The organism is Lentzea sp. NPDC058450, assembly GCF_042721395.1.
Taxonomy (GTDB): domain Bacteria; phylum Actinomycetota; class Actinomycetes; order Mycobacteriales; family Pseudonocardiaceae; genus Lentzea.
The window spans coordinates 1-11288 of the sequence record NZ_JBHXLO010000044.1 but is presented as its reverse complement, the minus strand read 5'-3'; the positions used below and the strand labels follow the sequence as shown (position 1 = coordinate 11288).

Annotated in this window: 9 protein-coding genes; 3 read left to right on the top strand and 6 right to left on the bottom strand. The window is 67.5% G+C overall.

The window, feature by feature from the left end; genetic code table 11:
• Nucleotides 1-19 precede the first annotated feature (19 nt).
• On the top strand, nt 20-2158 hold the full coding sequence (locus tag ACFWNN_RS41420; RefSeq protein ID WP_382445459.1) for an RICIN domain-containing protein: 2139 nt from the start codon (nt 20-22) through the stop codon (nt 2156-2158).
• 541 nt (nt 2159-2699) lie between these two features.
• On the opposite strand, the gene ACFWNN_RS41415 is transcribed toward ACFWNN_RS41420, so the two are convergent.
• Nucleotides 2700-3026: a DUF6204 family protein gene (locus tag ACFWNN_RS41415; protein ID WP_382445458.1), complete on the bottom strand. Its 327-nt coding sequence runs from the start codon at nt 3024-3026 to the stop codon at nt 2700-2702.
• 68 nt (nt 3027-3094) lie between these two features.
• Between ACFWNN_RS41415 and ACFWNN_RS41410 the strand changes: the two genes are divergently transcribed.
• Nucleotides 3095-3736: a transcriptional regulator gene (locus ACFWNN_RS41410; RefSeq protein ID WP_382445457.1), complete on the top strand. Its 642-nt coding sequence runs from the start codon at nt 3095-3097 to the stop codon at nt 3734-3736.
• Nucleotides 3737-3861: 125 nt separating this feature from the next.
• On the opposite strand, the gene ACFWNN_RS41405 is transcribed toward ACFWNN_RS41410, so the two are convergent.
• Complete coding sequence (locus tag ACFWNN_RS41405) at nt 3862-5364, bottom strand: chitinase (protein ID WP_382445456.1); 1503 nt, start codon at nt 5362-5364, stop codon at nt 3862-3864.
• 97 nt (nt 5365-5461) lie between these two features.
• Between ACFWNN_RS41405 and ACFWNN_RS41400 the strand changes: the two genes are divergently transcribed.
• Nucleotides 5462-6226 carry an alpha/beta fold hydrolase gene (locus ACFWNN_RS41400; RefSeq protein WP_382445455.1) on the top strand — a complete coding sequence of 255 codons (765 nt, stop codon included), beginning with the start codon at nt 5462-5464 and terminating at the stop codon, nt 6224-6226.
• Here ACFWNN_RS41400 and ACFWNN_RS41395 read toward each other — a convergent pair.
• The 4 genes from ACFWNN_RS41395 to ACFWNN_RS41380 all read right to left on the bottom strand — a co-directional run bounded on the left by ACFWNN_RS41395 (nt 6223) and on the right by ACFWNN_RS41380 (nt 10875).
• Nucleotides 6223-7053 carry an oxygenase MpaB family protein gene (locus ACFWNN_RS41395; protein ID WP_382445454.1) on the bottom strand — a complete coding sequence of 277 codons (831 nt, stop codon included), beginning with the start codon at nt 7051-7053 and terminating at the stop codon, nt 6223-6225. The genes ACFWNN_RS41400 and ACFWNN_RS41395 overlap by 4 nt on opposite strands.
• Before the next feature lie 7 nt (nt 7054-7060).
• Nucleotides 7061-7993, bottom strand: a complete 933-nt coding sequence (locus tag ACFWNN_RS41390; protein ID WP_382445453.1) for an ankyrin repeat domain-containing protein — start codon at nt 7991-7993, stop codon at nt 7061-7063.
• Between the two features lie 18 nt (nt 7994-8011).
• On the bottom strand, nt 8012-8830 hold the full coding sequence (locus ACFWNN_RS41385; protein ID WP_382445452.1) for a hypothetical protein: 819 nt from the start codon (nt 8828-8830) through the stop codon (nt 8012-8014).
• Between the two features lie 77 nt (nt 8831-8907).
• A complete protein-coding gene (locus tag ACFWNN_RS41380; RefSeq protein ID WP_382445451.1) occupies nt 8908-10875 on the bottom strand; it encodes an alpha-L-fucosidase in 1968 nt (655 codons plus the stop codon).
• Nucleotides 10876-11288: the final 413 nt, after the last annotated feature.

The following is an 11288-nucleotide window of genomic DNA, read 5'->3' as shown; positions in this document are numbered from 1 at the left end:
CACCCCCACCCTGTGACCCGTGAGAACCCCCCTGCTGGTGGCAGCGTTGGCAGCAGCGGCGATCGTTCCTGTGTGGACGGTCGCGGCGCAGGCCGACGTGGTGCCCGGAACCGCTTATCAAGTGACGAACGTCGGCAGCGGAAAGTGCGTGGAGTCGCTGGGAACGGCCAACGGCGCACAGCTCCGCCAACAAGGATGCTCGGGACAGACCTGGACCTTCACGCCCGCGAGCGACGGGTACTACACCGTCGGCCAGGGCCAGGTCTGGGACGTCTCGAACGTCTCGACCGCGGACAACGCGGCTGTCCACATGTGGCAGTCGTTCACCGCGAACAACCAGCAATGGCGTCCTGAACAGGTCGGCACGGACACCTACCGGTTCGTGAACCGCAACAGCGCCAAGTGCCTCGACGTGCCCGGCGCGTCGACGCAGGACGTCCAGTTGGTCCAGTACACCTGCAACGGGACCAACGCGCAGCTCTTCCGCCTGTCCGGCGGCGGCCCGCAGCAGCCGGGCAACCCGGACTTCGGCCCGAACGTGCTGATCTTCGACCCGTCGATGCCGGCGGCGACGATCCAGGCACGCCTGAACGACGTGTTCCGGCAGCAGGAAGAGGGCCAGTACGACGCCCGCCGGTACGCGATCATGTTCAAGCCGGGCAACTACAACGTCGACGTCAACATCGGCTTCTTCACCCAGGTCCTCGGCCTGGGCATGCTGCCCGACGGCGTCACGATCAACGGCCAGGTCCACGTCGAGGCCGACTGGTTCCAGGGCAACGCCACCCACAACTTCTGGCGTGGCGCCGAGAACCTGGCGATCCGCCCGCCTTCGGGCACCAACACCTGGGCGGTCTCGCAGGCGTCGGCCATGCGCCGCACCAAGACCTACGGCAACATGCAGCTCGACGACAACGGCTGGTCGAGCGGCGGCTTCCTCGCCGACTCGGTCGTGACCGGCCAGGTCCGTTCCGGCTCGCAGCAGCAGTGGCTGTCCCGCAACACCGAGTGGGGCTCCTGGACGGGCGAGAACTGGAACATGGTCTTCGTGGGCGCCCGCAACGCACCCCAGACCTCGTTCCCCGAACCCCCGTACACCACCGTCGCGCAGACCCCGGTCGTGCGGGAGAAGCCGTTCCTGAACGTCGACGGCAGCGGCAACTACAACGTCTTCGTCCCCGCACTCCGCTCCAACTCGAGCGGCACCACCTGGGCGTCCGGCACCCAGCAGGGCACGAACATCCCCCTCTCGCAGTTCTACATCGCGAAGCCGGGCACCTCGGCCGCGACGATGAACGCCCAGCTCGCCGCGGGCAAGCACCTGCTCCTCACCCCGGGCATCCACCAGGTGTCCGAGCCGATCAGGGTGACCCGCCCCGACACCGTCGTCATGGGCCTCGGCCTCGCGACCGTCATGCCCACCAATGGCAACATGGCCCTCGACGTGGCCGATGTGGACGGTGTGAAGATCGCGGGCCTGCTCGTGGACGCAGCCCCGACCAACTCTCCTTTGTTGGCTCAGATCGGTGCGCCGGGCAGCAACGCCAACCACTCGGCCAACCCGACCTCCCTGCACGACTTCTACGTCCGCATCGGAGGCTCGGCAGTCGGCCGCGCCACGAACTCGCTGGTCATCAACAGCCACAACGTGATCGGCGACCACCTCTGGCTCTGGCGAGGCGACCACTCCATCGGCGTCGGCTGGGACCTCAACACCGCCGACACGGGCCTCATTGTGAACGGCAACAACGTCACGATGTACGGCCTCTTCGTGGAGCACTACCAGAAGTACCAGACCATCTGGAACGGCCAAGGCGGCCGAACGTACTTCTACCAGAACGAAATGCCCTACGAAGCCCCCAACCAGCAGGCCTGGATGAACGGCTCGACCCGCGGCTACGCGGCCTACAAGGTGGCGAACAACGTCACCTCCCACGAGGCGTGGGGCCTGGGCAGCTACATCTTCATGCGCTTCAACGCCTCAGTCACGGCCGACCGAGCGTTCGAGATCCCGAACACCCCGGGCGTGAAGCTCCACAGCATGGTGACCGTCTCGCTAGGCGGCAACGGCACCATCCAGCGGATCGTCAACAACGCGGGCGGCACGGCCACGGCAGGCTCGACCGAGGCCTACCTGGCGCACTACCCAAACCCGTAGCAGCCCACGACTAACCAGCTAGTCCCGTCCCCCTGCCCGGCCACCAGCCGGTCAGGGGGATTTCTTTGCCCAAAAGGAAGAACCGCAGCCGCGAACGCAAGGCGACCACCGTCTCGGCCCGGCGCGAGCCACCCAACCGCAGTCGTCAACCCAAAGCAACCACGTACGCAAGCCAGGCGCGCGCACCCAACCGGACAGCCGTCAACGCAAAGCCAACCACCTACGAAACCCGGCACGCGAAGCCGAAGGCGAGCCCGAACGGGCCAATGCCCGCCACAGAGCCGGTTCCACCGCTCAAGGCGATTGGGGCTTGACTTTGGGTGCGAGGTGCTAGCTTCTCGAGCTCGGCCGGGCGCTTTTCAGCCCGGCCTTTTCCGGCCGATCAGCGCCTCGCAAGGGCCCCGAAGTCAAGCCCCAATCGCACACCCCAGGTCTTTCGTCGAGACCCGCGCAACCAACCCTCGCAACCGCAGCCCAACCAACAAAACGCAACCAACCCCGCTGGAACGCGACGCACCTACGGAACCGGCACCGGCACCCGTCAGCCCAGCCGACGAGGCCGGTTGATCTTCATCTCGTCCATGTCCGTGACCTTGGCCTTCAACCCCTTGAAGTCCACCCCGAGCTCGTCCAGCGCAGCAGACGCCCGCCTCAACCCGGCCTCGTCCGGCTTCTCCTCAGCCACCAGAATCACCCGATAGCTGAAGAAGTCGAGCTTCTCGTCGTACGTCAGCGCGCCTTCCTCACTGAACCCGGCATCCCGCAGGAAGTCGAAGCCGGCCAGCCGCTCCTTCAACAACCCGCGCTGCGAATCGGTCAACTCAGCGAAGCGCCCACGCACGAGCACTCGATAGGTGTGTTCAGCCACGAGCGAGCATGCTCCCCGATGACCTGCCACTCTGGCGAACGATTTCCGATCTGCGGAAGAATCGCCCCATGAACGCAAAAGAGCTGGTCACGCGCATCCGGACCGAGCTGCACCCCGGTGAGCACGACAACCTGGTGGTGAACCTGATCGAAACGGGCAAAGCGCCCCGCTCGGTCATCGCGACCTTCGCCGCCGAGGAAAGCCACATCGTGTCGTCGGACTGGCGAACATTCCTCTCCCTGGCCGCCAAGGCCGAGGAGCCGAACGCGCGGGCGTTCTTCACCCTCCTCGCCGGCGGCGAGGAGCTCGTCCTCCCCATGCTCCAGCCGCTCGCCGAGGCAGCGGGCATGAAGGCCAAGGACTTCCTGGCGTACGAACCGTTCCCCGGCTGCCAGTCCTACCCCGCCTACCAGGCGTGGATGGCGCTCAACGGCGAACCGACCGACGTGATCCTGGCGATCCTCGCGAACTTCACCGCGTGGGGCGGCTACTGCGCCCGCATGGCCAAGGGCCTGCGCGAGCACTACGGCTTCTCCGACGAGGCGTGCGCGTTCGTCGACTTCTTCGCCACGCCCGCGCCCCAGCTCGAGGACCGGGCGATCGCGGCCGTCCAGGCGGCCCTGGACGCGGGCTGGCAGCCGAAGCACGCCTGGCGCTACGGCCGCCTCCTGCAGTCCTACGAACTCCAGTTCTGGTCGACGCTCGCCTAGAACGAAAGCGGGGGCGACCACGCGGCCGCCCCCGCCACCCGGCAGGAAGTCAGGGCGACCGAAACCGGCCACCCCACCACCCGGCCGCCGAGCAGATCCCGCCGGCCGGGCATCCTCCCCGAGCACTACCGAGGCAGATAAGCCCTGTGCGCCTTGGAGAACTCGTAGTTGTTGTACTTGTCCCAGTTGATCGACCACGTCATCAGCCCACGCAGGTTCGGGTACACCCCGCGAGGCTTGTAGCTGCCGCACCGCGTCCCCTTGGTGAGGCAGTCGAGCGCGGTCTGCACGTCCGCGACCGACGTGAACCCGTTGCCCGCGTACTGCGCGGCCGGCAGCCCGATCGCCACCTGCTCCTGGCGCAACGGCGCGAAGAACTTCGACGCGTCGCCCCGCACGTTGAACCCGGCCAGCACCATGTCGGTCATCGCCACGTGGAAGTCCGCGCCGCCCATGTTGTGGTACTGGTTGTCCAGGCCCATCACGGGTCCGGAGTTGTAGTCCTGCACGTGCAGCAACGTCAGGTCGTTGCGCATCGCCTCGATCACCGGCAGGTACGCGCCCGTGCGCGCATCGCCGGTGCCCGTGCCGCCGTAGAACTGGTAGCCGACCTGCACGAAGAACGTCTCCGGCGCCATCGTCAGCACGAAGTTGGCTCCGTAGCGCGCCTTCAGCGACCGCAACGCCGAGATCAGGTTCACGACCACGGGCGTCGTCGGGTTCTTGAAGTCGAGGTCACCGGGGTTCAGCGACAGCGAGTGGCCCTCGAAGTCGACGTCGAGACCGTTCAGGCCGTACTTGTCGATGATCGCCGCCGTCGAGCGCACGAACGCGTCACGCGCCGCCGTCGTCTCCAGCCGGACCTGGCCGTTCTGGCCGCCGATGGAGATGTTGACCTTCTTGCCCTTCTGCTGCTGGGCTCGGATGCCCGCGATGAACTCGGCCTCCGACTCGACGTTCGGGCACTCCGCGACCGGGCACTGCGCGAACCTGAGCTCACCGGAGGTCGCGCTGGTGGGCTCGGCGAACGACAGGTTGATGACGTCCCACTCGTCCGGCACGTCCCGCATCCGGATGTAGCCGGACCCGTTGGCGAAGCTGGCGTGCAGGTACCCGACGAGCACCTTGCGCGGCAACTGCCCCGTGGGCGGCTGACCGGTCGTGGTCGTCGTCGTAGTAGTCGTGGTGGTGGTCGTAGTAGTCGTCGTGGAAGTAGTCGAGGACGTCGTCGTAGGCCCGGTTCCACCAGTACAAGCCGCACCGTTGACAGTGCAGTTCGCGGGATCAGCTGTCCCGGCCGCGTTGAACCCGAACGTCACGCTCGCACCGGGTGCGACGTTCCCGTTGTACTCGCGGTTGACGAACGTGTTGCGGTTGCCGCTCTTGGTGAGCAGCGAGTCCCAGTAGGCCCCGACGGACGTCGAGGCCGGGTAGTCGAACTCGACCTTCCAGGACGTGATGGCCGCGCTGGTCTCGTTCTTGATCGTCACCGTCGCGGTGTACCCGGTGCTCCAGCCGTTCTTCGAGAACGTCGCCGTGACTCCGGCGGCGCTGGCAGGGGCGAGGCTGACGATCACGGTGCCGAGCACCAGAGCGGCCACCGCGGATATTCGAGCGAACAGCAGCATGGGTTGCTCCATCCCTCACGCGTGGCGGCCGGCAGGGGGTCCACCCCGAATTGGACTAGACCATCTACCACGAAGTCAAGGTTCTAGACTTCTCGTCGTGCCCCACGCTCGTGCCGCGGACGGAACCCGGCTCTTCTACGACGTCGAGGGCTCCGGCCCGCCGCTGCTGCTCATCGCGGGCCAGGCGAACTCGTCCCGCTGGTGGTCACAGGTCCGCCCGGGCTTCTCCGAGCACTTCACGACGATCGTCACCGACCACCGCGGAACCGGTTCCAGCGACAAGCCGGACATCCCGTACAGCACCAGGATGTTCGCCGACGACTGCGTGGCGATCCTGGCCGACGCGGGCATCGACCGCGCGCACGTCTACGGCACGTCGATGGGCGGCCGCATCGCGCAGTGGATCGCCGCCGCCCACAGCTCCCACGTGGACAGGCTGGTGCTCGGCTGCACCTCCCCCGGCGGCGCGCACGGCGTCGAACGCAGCGCCGAGGTGCGCAAGTCGCTCGCCCAGATCGAACCGATGAAGGCGCGCCGGGCGTTGGAAGAGCTGATGTACACCCCGGCGTACAAAGGCCCGTACAACACGCTGGGCGACCCGAACATGCCTCCCCACGCGCGCAAGCGACACCTCTTCGCAAGCGCCGAACACGACGCGTGGGACGTCCTGCCGTCCATCACCGCGCACACGCTCGTGGTGCACGGCACCGACGACATCTTCAACCCCACGGCCAACGCACCACTCATCACCGAACGCATCCCCGGCGCCCGCATGCACCTCATCGAAGGCGCGCGACACGGCTACTTCGAGGAGTTCGCGAGCGAGGCGACCCCACTGGTCGTGCGCTTCCTCCAGGACTAACCGGTCACCCACCGCAGGCCGCGCATCAGGGCGTGCCCCGCGAACCGCACCCCGGTGGCCTCGGCGATCGGCAGGTACGGCAGCCGCAACGGCACCCGCGCCCACACCGGCAACGACGAGACCGCCGTGGCGCTCAGGATCGCGTACGGTCCCCGCGCCAGCATCGGCACCGGCGCCCTGAGCAGCAGGAACCGCGCCGCCTCCCGGGCCTCGGGCGTCCCGCGCAGCTCGGCCCGGTACGCGTCGATCCGCGCCTCCAGCTCGCGTACCGTGCGCGGCGGATCGGGAATCCCCATCTCCTCGGCGAGCACGGCCATGTCGGCGACGTACCCGTCGTAGTCGTCCAGCGGCTTCTCCCCGTACCGCTGGTGGCACCGCAGGAAGCTGTCGACCTCGGCCACGTGCACCCAGGCCAGCAGGTGCGGATCGTCGGCCCGGTACGACCGCCCGTCCGAAGCCACCCCGTTGATGTGCACGTGGATCCGCGCCAGCCGCGCCACCGCCGCCCGAGCGTCCTCGACCGTGCCGTACGTCGTCACGCCGACGAACAGGCTCGTGCGCTGCAACCGGCCCCACGGGTCGGTCTTGTAGTCGGAGTGCTGCGCGACCGCCGCCATCGCCAAGGGGTGCAACGACTGCAGCAGCAACGCCCGCAGCCCACCGATGAACATGGCGTTGTCGGCGTGCACGTGCCGGATGGGCCGGTCCGCGGCGAACAGGCGCGGCCCGGGCGAGCCGTGGATCCGTTGCGCGTGCTTCTGCCCCTCGGGACCCGCGACCATCCCGAAGAGCCCCCGGCTGATCCGCCTGCGCGCCGCCTCCAGCATCACCCCATCATGCGCTCCAGAAGCTGAGATCGTGAAGGTAGAACCACTGGTCCGGCTCAGTGAACGCCTTGGCGTCCTTCGGTCGCAGGCCCGCGTAGGCACAGCAGTAGGCCACCGCGTGTCCCGCGCAGAGGTGCTCCAGCAACACCTCCGCCGTGTCGCCCCGGTCGCCCGGCGCTCCTCCGGGGTGCAGATCCCAGTCGACGGTCGCGCCGTCGCGGTGGATGCTGCCCTGGTTGCCGCTCTTGGGGTTCGCGTACATGCCGTACGCGACGGTGCCGGCGGACAGCGCGTCCAGGACGTCCGCCGACGAGGCGTTGTAGTACTGGGGCTGCATCACGACGCACCCGCCCGGCACGTCGGTGACCCCCGCGACGAACTCCGACTCGTCCTCGGCCAGCATCTCCAGCGCCTCCTGGGCCGGCATCGGCTCGGCGTTCAGCCTGCGGAGGGCCTCCGCGGCGTCCACGCCCGCGACGCACGCGAGGCTGTACCCGTCGTGGGGCGGAAGGCCCTGCAACGCCGCGATCAGCCGGCCGCACTCCGCCGCGGTCTCCCACTCCGGCCGCGTCAGCACCTCGGCCGAGGTGATCGGGTGCGGCGTGGTGAGGCTCAGCCGCGCCGGCGACCAGCCGGACATCATGGGCCGCACCGGATCCGCACCCGCCGCGAGCAGCACCCGGACGGCGTCGGGCCGTCGTCCGTGCACCGCCCGCCACAACGCGGTGCGGTCGTCGAAGACGTGGTCCACGTCAGCGACGCGCGCGACGACCTCCGCCACGACCTCCGCCGTCCCGAACGCGGCGGCCGCGTGCAGCGGCGTCGACCAGGACATGCCGCCGTCCGGGTCAGCGCCCGCGTCCAGCCGCGCCCGCACGGCCGCGAGGTCGTTCCAGTCGTAGTGGGAAAACCCCTGCCATCCTTGGCCTTCAACCCCCATGGGACGGCACCCTATCGCTCAGGCGAGGGCGATCTGGTCCAGATCGGGCGCACCCGCGCCGTCGTTGCCGAACCTGATGGTGTTGGCACCGGCGTTCAACGCCACCGGAACCTCCACCACGTACGGCGTGGTGTTGCCGACCCCGTTGAGCTTCACCTCGACCGGCGCGCCACCGTTGACCGACACGAAGTACGACCGCGGCCCGTTCACCGTGAACTGCACGAACATCCGGTACGTCCGCGCTGCCGGCACCACGACGTTCGGGAACGTGACCGCGGCATCCGCACCACCACCGATGTTGCGCACCTTCTCGCCGCCCGAACAAGCACCGCACCCGGTGAGCCCGGTGCTCCCGAACAGGTTCGCCGAGTCCTCCGCCTCCCGCACGAACACCCGGTCAGCGGGCCGGCCCCGAACCGGCACCACTCCAGAAACCTTGCGCTCACCGGACAACAACCGGAACGAGGCGTTCACCGGAATGCTCACCGCCCCGACGTCCTGCCCGGCAGGCGAAGCAGCGGTCCACACCCCTTCCAGCACCCCGCCCAACCGCATCGAGGCCCGAGCGGCGCCGGGCCCGCTCAACGTCCACCCGGCAGGCAACACCGGCGCCAGCACCACGTCGTCGATCTGGTCGTCAGCGTCAAGCCGAAGCCGCGCGACGATCTTCACCGCCTGCTGCCCACCCCCAACCCACTGCACCCCATGGGGTTCCACCGTCAACGTGGTCTTGGGCGTGTACCCGGCAGGAGGCAGCCCACCAACGGAAATCCGGTCCAGCCCGACCCCACCACCCCCGACCACCTTCACCGTGTTCCGCCCAGCACTCAACGGCACCGCAACGAAAGTAGGCGCAGGCACATCAGCCCGCCCCTTCGGCACCCCGACCGAAACAGGCCCACCACCGTTGACGCTCACCGAAACAACAGCGTCCCGCTCAGCCGCGAAATCCATCTGCAACCGATAATCCCCAGCCACACCAACGGAAACGTCCCCGAACGTGACAGCCCCGAGCCCACCCACCTGACGCCCACCAGAGCAAGCCGCACAAGCCTCCGGTCGCGCACCACCAGACCGTTGCGCGTCCTCAGCCTCCAGCCACCGCCCAAACCCCCGCGCGGATAGCCGTACCCGACCCGAATCTCATCGATCTTCACCTGCTTGAAGTACACCGGCGCCTGCGCCCCACCCCACGTGCTGACCAACGTCAGCTTCACATACCTGGCCTTCTGCGCCCCGAGGTCGATGAACTGCGTCCCTCGCGCGGACGGCAACGCCCCGGACCGAACGTGCCACCACCGACGCCCGTCATCCGAAGCCGTGACCTGATAGTCCTTGACACGACTGGAATCCTCTGGCCGCCCGAACGACACCCGAGCGTGCGTGGGCGACGACTCCCGCTGGTTGATCGCCAGGAACGCCACGTCCTTGCGCCGCCCGAGGTCTAGCGAGACCGCCACAGGCTGCGCACCACCAGCATCCCAATACGTCTCATAGCTGCCGTCGGTCAGATTCGAAGCCGGAAACCCACCAGCCGACGACGTGGCCGAAGCCTCAACCCCACCGTAGAACCCGTGCTGCCCCACCGTCTCCACCGCGAACACGGTGTCGTACTCATCCCACTTCGTGATCCCCTGGATCGCCAGATACCCACCCGACTGCGAGAACCGCATCCGCTCCCCAGTGCGCAGATCCCGCACTGCGGCAACCCGATACCCGTTGTCCCGCAACCGAACGAAGTCAGCGCGAGGCCGCGTCACCACGTGCACGTACTGCCGCCCGGTCCCGGGTTTGATGGTGATCACCCCGTGCGCCCCGTCGTTCCAGAACCCGGGCTGCATCCCGCCGTACATGTACCCGGCCCCCTCAACCCCCTGCAACGACTCACGAACAGGCGGCACCCAAGAAGCCATGAAGTTGTTGTAAGCCTCCTGCTGCACAGGCATCTTCCCGTTGACCATGGGCGTCTCCGCCATCAACGACTTGATGGAAGACCCGGCGTTGGTCACGTACCGCCCGGTGTTCAACCGAACATCAACAGCATGTTCACCCCCGTCGAACCACCAGTCCCCGGTGTTCGGCAGCTTGTAACAGGCCTCCGACAACCGGGGCATGGGCGTGAACGTGGCAGCCGGGTAGTCGTAGGCCGGAAACATCCCGGTCTTCTGCTCGTTCGACACCGTGTCCATGATCGGCGTGTCCTCGTTGTTGTTGCTCAACAACCAGGACGGCCGCAACTCCCGAATCTGCTCGTAGAGCCGATTCCGCTCCCAGTACTCGTTGTCGTTGTCGATCCAGAACCCGGCCAGATCCTCATACCGCCGCATGACCTCGAAGAACAGGTCGTAGCTGTACTTCCCGAATCCCTCCCGGGTCGTCAGATCAACAGCCTCCCCCCGATAAGCCGAGTAGGCAGCCGAATCCAGCATCTGCACACCCTGCTCGCTGTGCCACTGAGGGTCGTCCGTCATGTACAGGACAACCCGAACCCCCTTGGCCCGACCAGCCCGAACGAGCTCGCCGAGCAGGTCCCGCCGAGTGGCACAACTACCGGGCACCGCCGAAGGCCAGGGCCGCGCATACCCGAGCCGACTGTGAAAGGTGGCCAGCACGACGTACGACGCCCCGAGCTTCCGGGCCTCGTCAATCCAGTAGTCAGGCGTCCACCCGCCCCCAGTGACGTCCCGCTCCCACTCCGCACAGTCAAGGTGCTTGGGCGCGGTGAACATCCCCCAGTGCAAGAACAACCCGGCGGTAGAGGCCCGCAACCACTCCTGCCGAGGATGCCGCACCTCAGCCCGAGCCGCCCCCACAGCCGTGACCAGGCCGGCAACCAACACGGCCACCATCAACAGCCACACACGACGCAGTCCCATGACCATCGCCTTCTCGTCCGGGGCGGCGGCGAGAAGACCCGATGATTGCAACCCAAAGAAGCCGGGTCAAGGCCCGAACGCGCACAAAACATGAGCACTCATCGGAGCACTGCCCGAAGGCGGCAGCGGAACGACGAGAGCAGCCGAAGCGAGGCGCAGCCGAGCTACCTGACCTCAACGCAATGCCGAAGGCGAGGCGTCCTTCCTGGGCGCACCACGGCAACCGGTAATGACGTGACGTACCTGCGCAAACGCAACCACGTACGCTTGAGATTGGGGCTTGACTTTGGGTGCGAGGTGCTAGCTTCTCGAGCTCGGCCGGGTGCTTTTCAGCCCGGCCTTTTCCGGCCGATGAGCGCCTCGCAAGGGCCCCGAAGTCAAGCCCCAATCTCTATCGACGCGCCAGCGGCGATGACGCA